General features: G+C 58.2%; 18 protein-coding genes. 11 read left to right on the forward strand and 7 right to left on the reverse strand.

The window, feature by feature from the left end; translation table 11 throughout:
- Positions 1-62: 62 nt before the first annotated feature.
- Positions 63-383 (reverse strand): hypothetical protein, encoded by a 321-nt coding sequence (locus BFV97_RS18770; RefSeq protein ID WP_157888315.1) that lies wholly within the window; start codon positions 381-383, stop codon positions 63-65.
- Positions 384-445: 62 nt separating this feature from the next.
- Here BFV97_RS18770 and BFV97_RS11000 point away from each other — a divergent pair, with 62 nt between their 5' ends.
- From BFV97_RS11000 to BFV97_RS11010, 3 genes are all read left to right on the forward strand, one after another.
- A complete protein-coding gene (locus tag BFV97_RS11000; RefSeq protein WP_069300427.1) occupies positions 446-922 on the forward strand; it encodes a MarR family winged helix-turn-helix transcriptional regulator in 477 nt (158 codons plus the stop codon).
- Complete coding sequence (locus BFV97_RS11005; RefSeq protein WP_069300428.1) at positions 919-2,217, forward strand: multidrug effflux MFS transporter; 1,299 nt, start codon at positions 919-921, stop codon at positions 2,215-2,217. The genes BFV97_RS11000 and BFV97_RS11005 overlap by 4 nt, the downstream gene beginning before the upstream one ends.
- Before the next feature lie 86 nt (positions 2,218-2,303).
- Positions 2,304-3,695 (forward strand): formimidoylglutamate deiminase, encoded by a 1,392-nt coding sequence (locus BFV97_RS11010; RefSeq protein ID WP_069300429.1) that lies wholly within the window; start codon positions 2,304-2,306, stop codon positions 3,693-3,695.
- On the opposite strand, the gene BFV97_RS11015 is transcribed toward BFV97_RS11010, so the two are convergent.
- Positions 3,656-4,243 (reverse strand): HutD/Ves family protein, encoded by a 588-nt coding sequence (locus tag BFV97_RS11015; RefSeq protein WP_069300430.1) that lies wholly within the window; start codon positions 4,241-4,243, stop codon positions 3,656-3,658. The genes BFV97_RS11010 and BFV97_RS11015 overlap by 40 nt on opposite strands.
- Before the next feature lie 233 nt (positions 4,244-4,476).
- Here BFV97_RS11015 and BFV97_RS11020 point away from each other — a divergent pair, with 233 nt between their 5' ends.
- The 3 genes from BFV97_RS11020 (at position 4,477) to BFV97_RS11030 (ending at position 6,567) form a co-directional block, all read left to right on the forward strand.
- Positions 4,477-5,166 carry a histidine utilization transcriptional repressor HutC gene (locus BFV97_RS11020; RefSeq protein WP_069300431.1) on the forward strand — a complete coding sequence of 230 codons (690 nt, stop codon included), beginning with the start codon at positions 4,477-4,479 and terminating at the stop codon, positions 5,164-5,166.
- Between the two features lie 196 nt (positions 5,167-5,362).
- Positions 5,363-6,064 carry a cytochrome c oxidase assembly protein gene (locus BFV97_RS11025; protein WP_069300432.1) on the forward strand — a complete coding sequence of 234 codons (702 nt, stop codon included), beginning with the start codon at positions 5,363-5,365 and terminating at the stop codon, positions 6,062-6,064.
- A complete protein-coding gene (locus BFV97_RS11030; RefSeq protein ID WP_069300433.1) occupies positions 6,058-6,567 on the forward strand; it encodes a CopD family protein in 510 nt (169 codons plus the stop codon). Before BFV97_RS11025 ends, BFV97_RS11030 begins: the two co-directional genes overlap by 7 nt.
- Here BFV97_RS11030 and BFV97_RS11035 read toward each other — a convergent pair.
- Complete coding sequence (locus tag BFV97_RS11035) at positions 6,540-7,055, reverse strand: DUF2231 domain-containing protein (protein WP_069300434.1); 516 nt, start codon at positions 7,053-7,055, stop codon at positions 6,540-6,542. The two genes, BFV97_RS11030 and BFV97_RS11035, sit on opposite strands and share 28 nt — an antisense overlap.
- A gap of 45 nt (positions 7,056-7,100) precedes the next feature.
- Between BFV97_RS11035 and BFV97_RS11040 the strand changes: the two genes are divergently transcribed.
- From BFV97_RS11040 to BFV97_RS11060, 5 genes are all read left to right on the forward strand, one after another.
- Positions 7,101-7,742 carry a cytochrome c oxidase subunit II gene (locus BFV97_RS11040; RefSeq protein ID WP_069300435.1) on the forward strand — a complete coding sequence of 214 codons (642 nt, stop codon included), beginning with the start codon at positions 7,101-7,103 and terminating at the stop codon, positions 7,740-7,742.
- Complete coding sequence (gene ctaD, locus BFV97_RS11045) at positions 7,739-10,222, forward strand: cytochrome c oxidase subunit I (protein WP_069300436.1); 2,484 nt, start codon at positions 7,739-7,741, stop codon at positions 10,220-10,222. Before BFV97_RS11040 ends, ctaD begins: the two co-directional genes overlap by 4 nt.
- Positions 10,219-10,536 (forward strand): hypothetical protein, encoded by a 318-nt coding sequence (locus BFV97_RS11050; RefSeq protein ID WP_069300437.1) that lies wholly within the window; start codon positions 10,219-10,221, stop codon positions 10,534-10,536. Before ctaD ends, BFV97_RS11050 begins: the two co-directional genes overlap by 4 nt.
- A 113-nt stretch (positions 10,537-10,649) precedes the next feature.
- Positions 10,650-11,798, forward strand: coding sequence for a CaiB/BaiF CoA transferase family protein (locus BFV97_RS11055; protein WP_069300438.1), 1,149 nt, complete (start codon positions 10,650-10,652; stop codon positions 11,796-11,798).
- 18 nt (positions 11,799-11,816) lie between these two features.
- Positions 11,817-12,986, forward strand: coding sequence for an acyl-CoA dehydrogenase family protein (locus BFV97_RS11060; RefSeq protein ID WP_069300439.1), 1,170 nt, complete (start codon positions 11,817-11,819; stop codon positions 12,984-12,986).
- Between the two features lie 9 nt (positions 12,987-12,995).
- Here BFV97_RS11060 and BFV97_RS11065 read toward each other — a convergent pair whose 3' ends face one another.
- The 4 genes from BFV97_RS11065 to BFV97_RS11080 all read right to left on the reverse strand — a co-directional run.
- The gene (locus BFV97_RS11065; RefSeq protein ID WP_245667710.1) at positions 12,996-13,955 is read right to left on the reverse strand and encodes a LysR family transcriptional regulator; all 960 of its coding nucleotides are present in this window, start codon (positions 13,953-13,955) and stop codon (positions 12,996-12,998) included.
- A 70-nt stretch (positions 13,956-14,025) separates the two neighbouring features.
- Positions 14,026-14,619 (reverse strand): TetR/AcrR family transcriptional regulator, encoded by a 594-nt coding sequence (locus BFV97_RS11070; protein ID WP_069300441.1) that lies wholly within the window; start codon positions 14,617-14,619, stop codon positions 14,026-14,028.
- A 27-nt stretch (positions 14,620-14,646) separates the two neighbouring features.
- The gene (locus BFV97_RS11075; RefSeq protein WP_069300442.1) at positions 14,647-16,386 is read right to left on the reverse strand and encodes an aldehyde dehydrogenase family protein; all 1,740 of its coding nucleotides are present in this window, start codon (positions 16,384-16,386) and stop codon (positions 14,647-14,649) included.
- Positions 16,387-16,487: 101 nt separating this feature from the next.
- On the reverse strand, positions 16,488-17,002 hold a 515-nt coding region (locus BFV97_RS11080; protein WP_245667711.1), incomplete at its 5' end, for a GMC family oxidoreductase.

The raw sequence follows: 17,002 nt of genomic DNA on the forward strand, positions 1-17,002 counted from the left end.
AGCCACTTTGCAAGCTTGCGTCGTTCGTCCAGCTTCAGGTGACAGTAGTGGGTTCCCATTCTTCATACTCCATGCAACTCTCTGTATTCGTACAGAATTTGCACTTCGTTTGTGAATCCACCCTTTGCGGTGCCTAAATACGCATAATAATAGTTATGTAAATTAAAGTCATCTGACAGGGCGCAGTGAAAAGCCACTAATGCGCTCTCTTGCCATGTAACGGGCAAAGGCACTTCGGTATGCAGTTGGATGCCCTTCAGGACGGTCATGCGGGTAGACCGTCTTTGCCTGTTTTGCACTGAAGAACCATTAACATCCTGCCGCAGCTGTTTAGCGCCAGTGCCAATACTTTTTGACATCACGAAGCGGAGAGCCTTGCTCAATCCGCCTTGCTTAGTAAGGTAGGCTTAATATATGTAAGACATCCATTATTAGAGGCATCTTCGTGAAACAACCCATCGACAATGACAACTTCTCCTTCCTGCTGCTGGATGTGGCACGGTTGTCCCGTGCCGAGTTTGAACGCCGCGTTGCGGAGGCAGAGCTTGGCGTGACGCCGGGGGAAGCGCGGACACTGGCCAATATCGCGCGGTTTGGTCCTTTGCGGCAGCACGATCTGGCCAATCTGACGGGCATCGGCCCGATGAGCGTGACCGGAATGATCGACAGTCTGGAGCGCGCGGGTTTTGTCAAACGCATGCCTGATCCGGACGACCGTCGCGCAAAACAGGTGCAGATCACCCAAACCGCACATGCGTTGCTGGAGGATTTGCACCGGATCGGGGAAGACGTTCGCGCCGTTTCTCGCGGTGCGCTTTCGCCTGCGGAATGGGACACATTTCACCGCCTGCTCAAGACGGCGCGGGACAACCATCTTACCGCGCACCACAGCAGACGTATTTCGGGAAAGACAGAAGCATGACAATCACAGAGACAGTCACTACGCGGCCAGACGCCCGCACATCGCCGGTCATGTCCATGCGCCGGGTCAGCTTGCTTGGCGCGTTGTTCATTGCCACGGGTCCGATTGCGATGGCGCTTTACACCCCCGCAATGGCCGAGGTGGTGACGGCCTATGGCACAACCAACTCGCTGGTGAAGATGACACTGACGCTCTATTTTGCGGGATTTGCCTGTGCGCAACTGATCGCGGGGCCATTGTCTGATGCGCTGGGGCGCCGTCCGGTGATTATCGGCTTTATGCTGCTGTTCGTGGCGGCAAGCCTGCTCGCCCTGATTGCCCCGACCATCGAGACATTGATCGCGGCGCGGTTCATTCAGGGTATCGGTGCCAGTGCAGGGGTCGCGATTTCTCGGGCACTGGTGCGGGACATGTTTGAGGGCGATGAATCCTCCAAGATTATGAACCTTATGGGCATTATTCTGGCGGTTGCACCCGCTATGGCCCCTGCCATCGGGGGCATGGCTGTCACCCATGCGGGCTGGCATTCTGTTTTCGGGCTTATGATGGTTTTCGGTCTTGTAGTGATCACACTGGCGCTGTGGGGTTTGAAAGAAACGATCGTACCGGATCGTAGCCGGCTGAACCTGCGGGCCCTTGGTCAATCCTATCTGACGCTGCTGACCAACCGGCATTTTATGACCACCACCATGACCATTGCCGGTTCCATCGGCGCGATTTATGCGCTTGCAACTATCCTGCCCTTTATTCTGATGCAGCGTTTAGGGCTGAGCCCGACGGTCTTCGGGCTGTGGATGCTGTCCCAGTCCGGCAGTTTCTTTGCCGGATCACTGGTGGTGCGCCGCCTGATGCAGAACCATAGCGCCTATCGTCTGGTCACGCCGGGTCTGGTGGTGATCATGATCGGCAGCACCCTGATCCTGTCACTGCTGTTTGTGGAAACCACGGTTCTGCACGTGATGATCCCCGTGGCGGTTTACACCTTTGGCATCGCTTTTGTGATGCCCGCCATGTCGACCGCTGCACTTGCCCCCTTCCCTAAAATTGCGGGTGCGGCCTCGTCTTTGATGGGGTTCTTCCAGATGGGCGCAGGGCTGTTTGTCGGATCGCTGGCTGCATTGTTCAGCAATCCAGTCATCGCGCTCGCGGTTTTGATACCGGCCATGGGCACAACCGCCTGCCTGTCCTACATCTATTACCGCAGCAATCCGCATCTGGGCGAACCGGAACCGCGCAAGAACGCAATCAGCGGCCCGCCGGTGGGCCGGTCATGGCTGCCGCCGCGCAAGGACTGATGCGGCGGGCTTGCCTGAGAGAGCGTGACCAAATTTGATCGGAGCCCCCGCAGAAGACTCTTCCTAAGTGTGCGCCTATACCGTATATGTGCATACATAATCAAACGGGAGTCGTTCAATTGATTTTTGCAAAACAAGCTCTGACCTCGACCGGATGGGTGGAAAATCTGCGTCTGACGCTCTCGCAGGGGCGGATTTCATCGCTTGGCACGGGGGAAACCGCGCAGGATGGTGACACGCAGGTTGATGTGCTTTTGCCAGCGCTCGCCAATCTCCACTCCCACAGTTTTCAACGGGCTATGGCGGGTATGACAGAGTATCGCAAAGCCGGAAAAGACAGCTTCTGGACTTGGCGTGATCTGATGTACCGTTTCACCAAACAGCTCTCGCCGGAACAGATCGAGGCCATCGCCGCCTTGGTGTTCATGGAGATGCAAGAGGCCGGTTACGCCAGCGTGGGAGAGTTCCACTACCTCCACCACCAGCCGGATGGCACGCCCTATGACGACCTTGGGGAACTGTCCGGACGGATCGCTGCGGCGGCATCCGATACCGGCATCGGACTGACCCATCTTCCGGTTCTGTACAGCTACGGCGGTGCGGGACAGGTGCCGCTGGAATCCGGTCAGGCCCGTTTTGGAAATTCTCTGGACCGTTTCAACTCTTTGGTAGAACGTGCGCGTGATGTGGTTGGCGCCCTTCCCGATGATTGTCAGGTCGGTATCGCGCCTCATTCCCTGCGGGCCACCTGCCCCGCGGATCTGGCTGCCGTGTTACAGGTTCACAGCGTCGGTCCGGTCCATATCCATATTGCCGAACAGCCAAAAGAAGTCGCGGATATTTCCGAATGGCTGGGTGCCCGTCCCGTGGAATGGCTGCTTCAGAACGCGGATGTTTCGCAAAACTGGTGTCTGATTCATGCGACCCATATGACCCCGACCGAAACGCAGGATATGGCCAGATCCAAGGCGGTCGCGGGTCTTTGCCCGATCACCGAGGCCAACCTTGGGGATGGTCCGTTCAACGGGCCGACCTATCTGGAACATGGCGGGCGGTTTGGTGTAGGATCGGATTCTAACGTGCTGATCTCATTGACAGAGGAGCTGCGCACGCTGGAGTATTCCCAAAGACTTCGCGATGTGGCCCGCAATGTCATGGTTGTTGGCGAAGGCTCTATCGGTGAGACACTTTATTGCGGCGCGGCCCGCGGCGGGGCGCAGGCGCTTCACCGGGGCGGCGGCGAAATCGCCGTTGGAGAGCTTGCCGATCTGGTGGCCATCGACAGCCGCGACACAGCGCTGTGTGCCTTGCAATCCCATCAGCTTTTGGACGGGCTATGCTTTGCCGCACGTGACCGCGTTGTCACCGATTTGTGGTCCGCCGGTCGACATTCGGTGAAAGCTGGCCGCCATGTGCAGCGGGACCGGATCGTGGCGAATTACCGTTCTGCGATGGCAAGCCTGATGTCGGCTCTTTGATCCAGAGGCCGGATGAGAATATCCAGAACTGCATCGCCCTGACCCAGAACGACCGGCGTTTCTTCGCGCGGGTGCAGAAACAGACTATCTGCTGTGCCGAAGGTATTCGCGCCGGATTGCGGAGTGCCGCTAAGCACGTGCAACACCCTTAAGTGTCCCGCGTCCGGTGCTTCAATCCGGCTCGCTCCGCGGCGCAAATCCACGCGCGCTGCGCAATGCGTCGGATCGAACATCAGGTTGAGATCGCTGAGCGGACCATCCGGCAAACGGGACGTCACCGCCAATCCTCCGTCAAATTCCAGCGGAGTCCAGGGACGGGCGTGCAATACGCCGCCTTCATGCAGCAGATCCATCGCCTGATTGGTGACAACGGTCAGGATGCGGGTCAGACCCGCAAAGTTTGAGAACGGCCCCTCTTTATCCACATCTGCACGGCTGATGCGCCAGACGATCCTGTCACCTTGCACTCCAGTTGCGATATTGCGGGTGATCCCGCCGCCGTTTCTCCACGGACTATCAACAAGGTCTTCTTTGCGAATGATGTTCATCAAACTATTCCTTAATACCGCTGCGGTCCCGAGCCTATCCTGACAGCATTTTTCAGAATTTACATGCAATGATGAATTATGAGCAGACAAAATATCCGCCACTGCTTTTTTCCTTAAATGCGGGCGGGCAGAGCCTTACAAACCGGTGCGGTGCCTTGGTCCCCTAGCTCATGCTTGCTTACTTGGGCAAAATACCTATAAGGATAGACATAATAACAAGGCAAGGCCGTTAGATGCGTATCAGCTACCGCGATGTTAAAGCAGAAATCCTCAATCGCATCCGAAACAACACATGGCCCTTGGGAACAAACCTTCCCGGTGAAATCGAACTGGCCAAGGAATTCGGTTGCGCCCGCGCCACCATGAACCGCGCCATGCGCGATCTGGTGGACGACGGCATTCTTGAACGCAAACGCAAGGCCGGTACCAAGGTAAAACAATCGCTGGTGCGACAGGCGCAATTTTCCATTTCCATCGTACGCGAAGAGGTGGAGCAATCCGGCGCTGTCTATTCCTACAGCCTGATCGAGCGCGAGCAAATCCCCGCCCCCGCATGGCTGCGCGAGCGGATCAACGTGGCCAAGGATGCGCCGATCCTGCATCTGAAGTGCATGCATTATTCCGGCAAAAACCCGTATCAGTTTGAAGACCGCTGGATCAATCTGGACGTGGTTCCCGCCGCGAAAGATTACGATTTTGAAGAGATCGGCCCGAACGAATGGCTGATCCAGCAGATCCCTTTCACCACCGGAGAGCTGGTTTTCTCAGCCACCAACGCGTCGGAGAATATCGCGCGGTTTCTCAAGGCTCCAGTGGATACGGCCCTGTTTTCGGTCGAGCGGACGACTTGGCTGGAGGACAAAAGCGTGACCTACGCGCAGCTTTACTTTGCCCGTGATCATAAGATGACCACCTCCATTTGACAGATGACCTAGGGCTTTGCGTTCTGCCGGGTCAGGTCCGTTCAGCGTCGTTTCACCCACTGTAACATTTTCTCGACCTTGCATGTTTTCGACTTACATTCTGAGCTGTGCCGCAGCCGCGTTGCAGTGAGGCCGCAAGAGGGCTAGGACTTGTAAGACCGCAGTTCCAAGGCGGGCATGAGGGGAGCGTGTGAACATGGACAGGATCTATTGCGGACCACCGCCTCTGCCACAGGACCTCTGGGCCAGTTGGAATTTCGACCCGCTGCTTGTATTATCTCTGCTGGTGCTGACCTTTTGGGTCCGGCGCAGCCCGGCCGGATTGGGGGCGGTTGCCATTCTGTTTGTGGCCTTCGTGTCGCCGCTCTGTGCTCTGTCCTCGGCCCTGTTTTCCGCGCGGGTGGTGCATCACGTGCTTCTCATTGCGGCGGCTGCACCTTTGCTGGCCTTGGCAATGCCGCGCCGCGATAAAGGGGCGATTGCAGGTCCGTTTCTCGTGTCGACGGTTATACTGTGGGGCTGGCATTTGCCCGTAGCCTATGATCTCGCCCTGTCGAACGTAGCGGTCTACTGGCTGATGCAGATAAGCCTTTTGGCCAGTGCGGTCTGGTTCTGGCGTGCGGTGCTTTCGGGCAAGGCTGCGGTTGTAGATCGGATCGCATTCATCGTCGCAGGGTTTGCCCAGATGGGAATGCTTGGGGCTATCCTGACATTTGCGCCATCGGCCCTTTATGCCGCCCACGCACTGGCGCCCGTTGATTGGGGGATGACCCCGCTTTGGGATCAGCAACTGGGCGGGTTGATTATGTGGGTTCCTGCGGGGCTTCCTTATGCGGTGGCCGCAGCGTTGCTGGCGCGGCATCACTGGGGTCAAATGACGCGCGGTGTCGCGTGGTAGAGTGGATTTTCGCAACTATTCCCCTGTTCAAGGTCGTGCATATCGCGGCCCTGTTGACATGGTGCGGCGGTTTGCTGGCATTGCCCATGATGCTGGCCCGCCATGATCCCTCCGTTCTGGCCGTCGATTATCGCCGGATCCGTCACGCGACCCATAATGTTTATACGCTGGTCGTCACGCCCGCCGCCGTGGCTGCTGTGATAGCCGGAACCTGGTTGATCTTCTTGCGCGGCGTTTTTGTGCCTTGGTTTTTTGCGAAGCTGTTGTTCGTGGTGCTGCTTGTGGTAGCGCATGTCTGGATCGGGCATATTGTCGTCAAGGTTGCAGAGCTGCCCGAGCATCACAAACCACCCCACCCTGTCCTGCCGCTTGTGGCGGTGTCGGTGCCCGTGGTTGCGATCCTGATCCTAGTGCTTGCCAAACCTGTATTTGACGGGATCGGCTTTCCCGACTGGTTGCTTGAACCGCGCGGGGGTCAGTTGCCTTTTGAGGTGCCAAGTTGATAGTCGAACACAAGCTTGCCGCCGTGCCAGCCGGTGAAACTGACCACCAGCACGCAGAGAAACGACAGCAGGATGCCGTAGGGCAGCACCGCCTGTTCGTATCCGAAAAGCCGGTATCCCCAGTTCGCCCCGAGCAGGGCGAGCAGAGTGACCGCAATGATGAAATGGGTCCAGGCCGGCGCGCGGGCGCGGATGCCCGGCACCAGCAGCAGTTCCGCTGTACCCGACACACCGGCGAGCATGCCAAACAGGAACCCCGTTCCCGCCGCCCAAAGAGCTGCCCGCGCCCAGAAAATATCGCCGGTCCACCAATAAATCAGATCCGCGCCAAAGACGCAGAAGGTCAGGGCTACGGGGAAGGCAACGCTCATTGCGTGGATCGGATGGCCGTGAATGGCGATGCGGGATTCCGTCTGGTCGAAACCCGGCATCTCGCTGATCGGGTCGCTCAGGTCTTCGGTGTCCTGCTCTCGGGTCTGTTTCGACATAGTGCCACCATCCTGCGGTTATTCGTGCCTGCTACGTTGCTCCTTTTGCTTACAGGCTGCAAGGGGGCGCTTTCAACAGTTGATCCGGCGGGACCGGCCGCACAGGCGGTTGCGACGCTCTGGTGGGTGATGCTGATCGGCGCGGCAGGAATATTCGGGCTGGTGATGGTTCTGGTAGGTCTGGCCTTTCGACGCAAGGACACGATCGACGGTGACGGGCAGCAGGTCCGCTTGTGGATCATCGGGTTCGGGCTGGTGTTTCCAGCCTTAGTGCTTGGCGCGTTGCTGCTCTACGGGTTAACCATTGGCGAACGTCTGTCGCCACGGGCCGGTGCAAATGTCGTGCAGGTCACAGCCGAGGCCCGCCGCTGGGAGTGGCGGTTCACCTATAGCGATGCACCTGCGCTTGAAACCACGGGGGTGCTGCATATTCCGGCGGGCCTACCTGTGGATATTGCCATAACCACCGCAGATGTGATCCACAGCTTCTGGGTGCCCCGTCTGGCCGGAAAGCTTGACGCGATCCCCGGTCACACCAACACCCTGCGGCTGGAGGCGGATCGCCCCGGCACCTTCCAAGGTGTCAGCGCAGAGTTCAGCGGCGCAGGCTATGACGCCTTTGCCTTTCGCGTGATTGCCCACGACAAAGCGGCATGGGCTGCATTTTTACAGGGGCAACTGGAATGAAAGCGCTTGAGAGACACAGAAAACTCACCGCGATCTGGGCCTCGGAAGAGGGGTTCAAGGGATGGTTTTCCACGGTAAACCATAACGATCTTGGCCGGATGTTCCTGTTTACGGCGTTTATCTTCTTCATTATCGGCGGCTTGCTGGCCATGTTGATCCGCGTGCAACTGGCCACGCCCCATTCCGCCTTTGCCGGACCGGAAATCTATAACCAGATTTTCACCATGCACGGAACGGTGATGATGTTCCTCTTTGCCATCCCCACCTTTGAGGGGCTGGCGATCTATCTGTTGCCCAAGATGCTCGGCAGTCGCGATCTCGCCTTTCCGCGCCTTACAGCCTACGGGTTCTGGTGCTATGCCTTTGGCGGCTCGATGCTGATTGTGGCGATGCTGTTTGGCATTGCACCGGACGGGGGCTGGTTCATGTATCCCCCGCTCACCAGCGCGATCCACTCTCCGGGGATCAACACGGATTTCTGGTTGATCGGCATCACCTTCGTCGAAATCTCTGCGATCGCTGCCGCGGTTGAGATCACGGTTTCTGTGCTGAAATACCGCGCCCCGGGCATGTCTCTGGACAAGATGCCGATCTTTGCGTGGTACGCGCTGATCACGGCGCTGATGATCCTGACAGGGTTTCCGCCCCTGATCCTTGGTTCTGTTCTGCTGGAACTGGAACGGGCCTTTGGCTTGCCGTTTTTTCAGGCCGATCTGGGGGGGGACAGCCTGTTGTGGCAGCACCTGTTCTGGCTGTTCGGTCATCCGGAGGTTTATATCATCTTTCTGCCCGCAGCCGGTGTGATTTCAACCGTGTTGCCGGTGATGTGCCGAACCACGCTGCTGGGCTATGGCTGGATCGTCTCTGCGGCGGTGGCGCTGGCGTTTCTGTCTTTCGGGCTTTGGGTCCATCATATGTTCACCACCGGCATTCCCCATATGGGTCTGGCGTTCTTTTCAGCCGCATCAACCCTTGTGGCGGTGCCGACCGGATTGCAGATTTTTGCGTGGATCGGCACCATGTGGAAAGGTCGCCCTGAAATGCACCTGCCGATGCTGCATATACTCGGGTTCTTTTTCACCTTTGTGATTGGCGGGCTGACAGGGGTGATGGTGGCTGTTGTGCCTTTTGACTGGCAGGCCCATGACACGGCCTTCATCACGGCCCATTTGCATTACGTTCTGTTTGGCGGCTTTGTCTTTCCGATCTTTGCGGGGATCTATTACTGGCTGCCCCATTTTACCGGACAAAAACGGTTCTTCTATCTCGGACAGTTGGCCTTTGCGCTGGTCTTTATCGGCTTTCATGTCACCTTTCTGGCGATGCACTGGGTGGGGTTGCTCGGTCAGCGGCGGCGTATAAGCAGCTACGCGCCAGAGGACGGCTGGACCGCCATCAATCTGATTTCCTCGGTGGGGAGCTTTATTCTGGCCATCGGCATTGCCTTGATCCTGATTGATGTGCTGCTGCATATTTTCACTGCCCATCGTGGCCGGCGAAACCCGTGGAATGCACCGTCCCTTGAATGGGCGATGATCACACCCGCCCCCGCCTATACATTCGCCAGTCTGCCCCATATCACCCGCCGCGATCCGTTGCACGCAGAGCCGGATCTAGCGGTCAGACTGGCGCGGGGGGAGGGGTATCTCGGGACGCCGCGCAACAACTGGCGAGAGACCTTATGCGTGGACATCGCCAGTGGCAAACCGGAGATGCACGTAATCTATCCGACAAACACGCGGCTGCCGATTGTGATGTCTGCCGTGACCGGCCTGTTTTTTCTGTCGTTGCTGCTGAAATTTTACTGGACCGTGCCTCTCGCCTTGGCGGGCGTTGCGTTTCTTGCGTGGAGGTGGGTCTGGCGTCTGGGCCACGGGCATGACCCCGAGATGCAGCCCTGTGGTCACGGCATATCCCTGCCAAATGCTGCCACGGTAGAGCGATCACCGGGCTGGTGGGGATCGGCCTTTCTGCTGACGGCAAATGCCACCTTCTTTGCGGCACTTCTCTTCGGCTTTGTATTTTTATGGACCGTTGCCCCCGGCTGGCCTCCGCCCGAATGGTTCGCACCATCGGTGACAGAGCTTGGCACCGGCGTGATCGGCGCGCTTGTTGCGCCCCTCGCCCTTGGTCATGCGATCCGCGTGAACCGACAAGGCGGTGCGCCGTTTCCCAGCGTGATTATTGCCTTGCTGGGAATTGTCGCGCTTGGGCTTGCGTGCGGAGCACTGATGTGGCGTGCCCCTGCCCCCACCGATCACGCTTACGGCGCGACATTGCTGGTGCTTGGAGGCTACGGCGTGTTTCACGCCACGGTCGCCGCCCTGATGGGGGGATTTCTGGCCGCGCAGATCCGGCAAGGATACACGTCTGCGACGCGCCGCGCTGCTTTTGCGATTGTCAGATTGTGGATCACCTACACCAGCCTGACAGGTCTGTTTATTCTGTTGGCGGCCCATCTGCCCGGATTGATCCCATGACCGTCATTTTGCGCATTCTCATCGCGCCGCTGGTCTGGCTCGTCTGCTTTAGTGCAGTCTACGGGCTGCATGCCTTGGCCTGCGACAGCGCGTTCGGGGCTTTCGCCGGATCATCTACAGCGCGGATTGTCTTGCTGGTGGCCTTTGTGCTTGCCCTAGCCCTACAGCTCGCGATTTTCTGGTATCTCCACCGTCCTAACCAAGCCGCTCCCGCAGGTTTCTTACGGTTCGTCACCCGCGCCAGCGCCTGGACGGGGCTTGTCGCGACAATCTGGACGCTGTTTCCGGTTGTCGCCCTAAGCACCTGTACCTAAAACAGACCGAAGCAGTCATAGGCTTGGGCTATAGCCCCCCACGCATTGTTGAATGAGGGGCTTTCCCGCAGTTTCTGGCATGACAGCGCAAAACATCGGCACGGGGAATGGCTATGGCGGATTTATCGGGATTGTTTGTGGTGTCTGTCGAACAGGCAGTGGCGGCACCCTATGTGTCTGCCCGTCTGGCCGAGGCCGGCGCCCGAGTAATCAAGATCGAACGTCCCGAAGGGGATTTCGCCCGCAACTATGACCAGCTTGTGCACGGGGAAAGCGCCTATTTTGTCTGGCTTAATCGCGGCAAGGAGAGCGTCTGTCTTGATCTGCGTGACGACAAGGACAAGGCGCTGCTCTCTGATCTGATCGCCCGTGCTGACATCTTTATTCAGAACCTCGCCCCTGGCGCGATAGAGCGTCTGGGCTTTGCGCCGGAGACACTGCGGGCAGAAAACCCTCGTCTGATTACCGTTTCGATCAGCGGTTACGGCGAAGACGGGCCGATGGCGGATCGCAAAGCCTATGACCTGCTGGTGCAGGCGGAAAGCGGTTTGTCTGCGATCACCGGAAATGAATCCGGTCCTGCCCGTGTCGGTGTGTCGGTCTGTGATGTGGCCTGCGGCATGACCGCCTATCAATCGGTTCTTGAGGCGCTGATCGCCCGCGGCAACACCGGCGAGGGGCGGCATCTGTCGATCAGCCTGTTCCATGCGCTTAGCGACTGGATGAACGTGCCTTATCTGCAATATGCCTACGGCGGCAAAACGCCAGCGCGGGCGGGACTGTCCCATCCCACCATCGCGCCTTACGGGGTGTTTACCTGTGCGGACGGCGGGCAGATCCTGCTGTCGATCCAGAATGAACGGGAATGGATAAGGTTCTGTTCGGACGTACTGGGCGATGACAGGTTGGCCACCGATCCCCGCTTTGCCACCAATGCGCTGCGGGTTGAAAACCGGCCTGTGCTGGATGGTCTGGTGGCAGGTGCCTTTGCCCTGCGCGACAGGGCCGAAGTTGCGGGAATACTCGACACCGCAGCAATCGCCTTTGGTCAGGTCTCTACGATGGAGGATCTGGCCGTCCATCCGCAAAACCGTTTTGTCACTGCGGATACGCCGTCCGGTCCGGTGCGCCTGCTGGCTCCGGGTACGCGGATCAACGGAGAGTCCCGTGATTTTGGTGCCGTGCCTGCCCTTGGCGCCCATACTGACGCGGTGCGGGATGAATTCTCATCCCCCCGCAGACCACAACAAACCAAAGTCTGAAACCGGAGAAACCTTGACATGACCCTGCCCACCAGCGCCTCCCCCGACCACGACGATCTGCGCAGCGCCCTGCGCGCTTTGTGTGCCGGTTTCGCCCCCGAATATCACCGCAAACACGCCCAAGACGGAACCTATCCGACGGAATTCATCGAAGCGCTGACCCGTGACGGCTGGCTCGCCGCGATGATCCCCGAAAGCTATGGCGGGGCGGGGCTGGGCCTGACCGAAGCCTCTGTCATCATGGAGGAAATCAACCGCGGCGGCGGAAATGCGGGTCATTGCCACGGGCAGATGTATAATATGGGGACACTATTGCGCCACGGATCGGACGCCCAAAAAGCCCGCTATCTGCCAGACATCGCCTCTGGCAAGCTGCGGCTGCAATCTATGGCGGTGACAGAGCCGACGACCGGCACAGACACAACCAAGATCAAAACCACAGCGCACCGCAAGGGGGACCGCTATGTGATTAACGGTCAGAAGGTCTGGATCAGCCGGCTGGAACACTCCGACCTGATGATCCTTCTGGCGCGCACGACGCCTCTGGCAGAGGTAAAGAAGAAATCCCACGGCATGAGTATTTTCATCGTCGAGCTTTCGGACGCGCTCGGTCAGGGTATGGACATCCAGCCGATCCGCAACATGGTCGGCCATGAAACCCATGAGGTGTTTTTCGACAATCTGGAAATTCCCGCCGAAAACCTGATCGGAGAGGAAGGCATGGGTTTTCGCTACATCCTTGACGGTCTGAATGCGGAGAGAACCCTGATTGCTGCCGAATGTATCGGGGACGGCTACTGGTTTTTGGAACGTGCCGCAGACTATGCCAACGAGCGGGTGGTCTTTGATCGCCCTATCGGACAAAATCAGGGTGTGTCCTTCCCGCTGGCGCGGGCCTATGTGAATGTCGAGGCCGCCAATCTGATGCGGTTTGAAGCCTGTCGCCGTTTTGATGCGCAACAGGATTGCGGCGCACAGGCGAATATGGCCAAACTGCTGTCGGCTGATGCGTCATGGGAGGCTGCGAACGCCTGTCTTCAGACCCACGGCGGTTTCGGATTTGCCGAGGAATACGATATTGAACGTAAATTCCGCGAAACACGGCTTTATCAGGTGGCACCGATTTCCACCAACCTGATCCTGAGCTATGTGGCGGAACATGTGCTGGGCCTGCCCCGTTCATTCTGACGGATTTTGCTATTCCGGCGTCCAGACCAGTTCGCCTTCCCAAATCCCGCGCCCGACCATTTCGGCGGCGACTTTCAGCGTCATCTGTTCAATCGCAGCGCTGGCGCGGGTTTGGGGGCGTAGCGGGTTTTTCACCAGATAGACGGGCCGCGAGATCGTCGGATCGACAATTGGTGATTTGAGCAACTTGCCCTCTTGCACGTAGTCATGGCAGGCCGCAGGCGCAAAGATTGAAAACCCCGACCCCCGTGCGACAAGCTCTTTGATCTGGGTCATTGCGTCTAGTTCCGTCACCACGTTCAGACTGACGCCGCTTTGTGCAGCGGCGTTTTCAATGATCCGGCGCAATCCGTGCGGTTCGCCCGGAAGGATCAGGTCAAGACGCTCCAGCGATTTGAGAGATACGGGCGTACCGGGCGGTGTGTCGAGCGGCCAGGCATCGGGTGCGGCAAAGAAATAGAGCTGTTCGTTCAGAACATGCGTGGCCTGGAAATGGGAAATCCCTTTGAGGTCATAGAGAAATCCGATCTCGACAGTTTCATCCTCAATCCACGACTTGATAAAGCCGCTCATCGCTTCGCTGACCCGCAAGCGGAGCTGTGGCTGCTCCAGTCGAACGGTTTCGGATAGGGGCACGGACATTACCATCGACACCGAGGGCGGCATGCCAAAGTGGACTTTTCCGGTAATGTGCCTGCCAGTGTCACGCAGGGCGTCTATGCAGCGCGACATGGCCTCGCAGATTTCTCTGGCGTGGTGGAGCAGCAATTCCCCCTCGGCGGTCAGGGTCGATCCCCGCGGCGAGCGCACCACCAGTTGAACCTGCAATTCCTCTTCCATATTCACCAGATGCTGCGAGAGCGAGGGCTGGGCAATATGCAACCGTTGCGCTGCTGCGGACAGGGATCCGGTTTCGGCAATGGCGATGAAATAGCGAAGCTGTCGAATATCCACGAGTAACCCTTTCAATCATCCGGCATCCGGCAACCGCCCTGCCCTGTCACAATTCCCGCATTTCTGGGCGAATAAGGTCCGCGTGTTATTCGACAATCGCCTCCAGCAGAGAGGTCATCTCTGACAGGCTGCGGGGCGTGTCGGTCAGTTGCAGTTGAAGCAGATAGCGGAACGCCCCGTCTAACCGCAGGTACAGCAGCTCTTTTTGGGCGCGGTTCGCCGCAAGCGGTGTCATCATCTCGATCAGTTGCTTCTCGATCGTGCTGACCACCGGAACAAAAGTTTTGTCAAACATCGCCTGATTGCGGATGTCATACCAGAGCCGGTGCAATTCTGCCTCTTTCGCGATGGTTTCGGCCAAGGCCTTGCAGAATGCGGTTTTCACATCACGCGGCGAGGCCATCCCTTGCGCCGCTGCCGTGACCGTTTCAACAAAGGTGCTTTTATATTGCTGGACGCAATAGATCAGCAGCTCGTCCTTATCCTCGAAATAGTAGTGCAGACTGCCCATAGACATATCCGACTGCGCTGCAATATCGCGCAGGGTTGTGCGCGCATAGCCATACAGCTTCAGCGCATCAATCGCGCTCTGTGCGATCTCGCGTTTTCGGCTTTCACGCTTGCGGACCTTATTGGCCTTGCGGTCCGCAAGCTTGGTCGGTTTGGTCATATCATTCATAGGGCGCTCTTTATTTGCCCTGAGGACTTAACCCAACAGCGCATGAAAGAAAATACGCGGAAGTTTGAACCAGCTTGGCCGGTGCTGGAATTGTGTCAGCAAACGACCGATATGGTGCTGGCGCCGGTTGGACACGAACCACGGCGGGCGGGGCAACAGTGTCATACCGCCCGACAACAGGTTACGCGGGAAGGGGCGGAAGGGTGCCTCGACAACGGTGCGTTCCACATCTTCCAGCATGAAAGTGTTGTGAACCGTCCCGATGCCCGATTGCACATCCTGCAATGTAGCCCCCGCAAAACCGCCCCAGGGACAGGCGGTCAGTAGAAAGGCCAATCCGGTCCAGGCATTCACCGCAATCGTGCCATACCGGAACTCTGCGAGGATCTCCTCAAAGCGGTCGCGCCCCATCGCCCGGATCGTTGCGGGGTGAATGATGATATTCCCCCCAAGCGTTCCGTAAAGCGTGTCATTTGCCCAAGTGATCGCGTCCCGCAGATAAGTCTCTGCATCCGACGCCTCTATCCGCATCACGCCAAGGGCCGGTGTGAACACCTCTGTTTGGGACAGCCACTCAGTATCGCCCGCCGCCATATCCGCAATGTAAAGCGGCGGAACTTCTGTGCCGCGATCCACCTTTTGCGGGTCTTTTGCGTGGCGCAGAAATTCGTCCTGACGCCCCTGTGCGCCGGGATAATACGCGGCGCGGCGGGTGTGTTTGGCCATGACGCTGGCAAGGTTTTCCATCAGCGTCTCGGCCTTGTCCCAGCCTTTCGGCAGGATCAGGCTTTGCACTGCAACGCAGTTAAAGCCGGAGTTGTGCAGTTTCATCGTGGCAATATTTTCCGCCTGAAACTGCAGATCCGCCGCAGTCCACGGGCCGGGCACCACGATGGTCGGACAGACCGCGCCAAGTTCGGAGGTGATGTGGCGGGTGTTCTTTGGGGTATTGGCCGCTTTGTTCCTTGCGCCCTCCGCGCCCCTGCCCCAGACGATCAGGTCATGGGTCGCCCGCGCGCCGGTGATGTGGATTTCCTCAACCAGCGGATGATCGGTCAAATAGGCGCCCGCCGGTCCGTCACCGGGATGGATACGCAGCGCGTCCATTTCGATCAGAGGCTGCAAGGCCGCGCGAAGCGGTTCGGTCAGGTAGTCGTTCACCGGATTCATCTTCAGAAACACCACCTGATTTTCCAGAAACAGTTTCTGAAAGGCATCAAGCGGCGTAATCGCGGCGATATTCCCCGCCCCGAGCACCAGCGCCACCTTGCCTTTGCGCGTATTCGCGGGTTGGTCATAAGCCGTGGCGGTATGCTGGCTCAGATTAGAGGCATTTACGCCGGACTTCATCCAGACATCCGCCTTTACCCCTGAAATCAGCAAGCGATCCCAGATCGAATGGGGCACCACCCGTACAGCCGTTTGTCCCGTCGGAAGTCTGCGTTTTTTCAGACCGTCGAGAAAGGTCTTCCCGTCCATCTTGGACAGCGTATCAATCAGCCCGTTGCAACAGGACATTACCGCATAGGGACCAGAGATATATTCCTCGCCCAAAAGGGGCGAGCCGTCGGGAATGCCTTTTGCGCTGGCCGCGGCCTTGGCCCAATCATCCGTGACCGCCATCAGGCAATCCTTGATCGCTGTCAGGATTTCAATCCGTTTCGCGGTAGAGGTAGCGGCCCAACGGTCTTTTGCCCCGTTAAGCGCTTTGAGGTCTGCATCATAGCTGGATTGCAGATCGGGGGTAAATTCGCTTTGGTGTTTCATAGGTCTCCTTTCAGGAGAAAACGGGGAAAGAGCGCGTGCAGCCTTGGCTTTGCGCCCTTTCCCCTGACCCCGAAGGGCCGATCAGGACAGGGAACTCCGGCTCAGGCGCGGATCAGGTCCGAACACTTTTCGCCAATCATGATCGCGGCGGCGTTGGTGTTGCCGTTGATGATGCTCGGCATGATAGAGGCATCCGCCACCCGCAGCCCGTCTATGCCGTGGACCCGCAGATCGGCCCCCACAACCGCCATGTCGTCAGAGCCCATTTTGCAGGTGCCCACAGGATGATAGATCGTCTGGATATGCGCCTTGAGGTAGCTGCGGATTTCATCGTCGCTCTGCACGTCCGGTCCGGGGTAGCGTTCTTCTCCGCGGAACGGGTCAAGGGCTTTCGCCGCCATGATCTTGCGTGCGATTTTAACGCCTTCTACCAGAACTTCGAGATCCTGCGGCTCGGCCAGTGCGTTCACATTGATCTGCGGCGCATCGGCCGGATCGGCCGAGGTAAGGGTGATCTCTCCTACCGATTTTGTCCCCACAAGACCCGGCATCAAGGTAAAGCCTTCGCTGTCAGTCGGATTGCCTGCCCCATCCGCGATGAACCAAGTGGGCGCAA

It is taken from the genome of Neptunicoccus sediminis, assembly GCF_001719615.1.
In the GTDB taxonomy this organism is placed as follows: domain Bacteria; phylum Pseudomonadota; class Alphaproteobacteria; order Rhodobacterales; family Rhodobacteraceae; genus Amylibacter; species Amylibacter sediminis.

Bases quoted from the DNA above. Each gene is read 5' to 3' on its own strand.
- BFV97_RS11055 (WP_069300438.1), top strand. From the start codon at position 10,650: ATGGCGGATTTATCGGGATTGTTTGTGGTGTCTGTCGAACAGGCAGTG.
- BFV97_RS11005 (WP_069300428.1), top strand. From the start codon at position 919: ATGACAATCACAGAGACAGTCACTACGCGGCCAGACGCCCGCACATCG.
- BFV97_RS11050 (WP_069300437.1), top strand. From the start codon at position 10,219: ATGACCGTCATTTTGCGCATTCTCATCGCGCCGCTGGTCTGGCTCGTC.
- BFV97_RS11060 (WP_069300439.1), top strand. From the start codon at position 11,817: ATGACCCTGCCCACCAGCGCCTCCCCCGACCACGACGATCTGCGCAGC.
- BFV97_RS11070 (WP_069300441.1), bottom strand. From the start codon at position 14,619: ATGAATGATATGACCAAACCGACCAAGCTTGCGGACCGCAAGGCCAAT.
- BFV97_RS11025 (WP_069300432.1), top strand. From the start codon at position 5,363: ATGGACAGGATCTATTGCGGACCACCGCCTCTGCCACAGGACCTCTGG.
- BFV97_RS11015 (WP_069300430.1), bottom strand. From the start codon at position 4,243: ATGAACATCATTCGCAAAGAAGACCTTGTTGATAGTCCGTGGAGAAAC.
- BFV97_RS11010 (WP_069300429.1), top strand. From the start codon at position 2,304: ATGTGCATACATAATCAAACGGGAGTCGTTCAATTGATTTTTGCAAAA.
- BFV97_RS11075 (WP_069300442.1), bottom strand. From the start codon at position 16,386: ATGAAACACCAAAGCGAATTTACCCCCGATCTGCAATCCAGCTATGAT.
- BFV97_RS11035 (WP_069300434.1), bottom strand. From the start codon at position 7,055: ATGTCGAAACAGACCCGAGAGCAGGACACCGAAGACCTGAGCGACCCG.
- ctaD (WP_069300436.1), top strand. From the start codon at position 7,739: ATGAAAGCGCTTGAGAGACACAGAAAACTCACCGCGATCTGGGCCTCG.
- BFV97_RS11020 (WP_069300431.1), top strand. From the start codon at position 4,477: ATGCGTATCAGCTACCGCGATGTTAAAGCAGAAATCCTCAATCGCATC.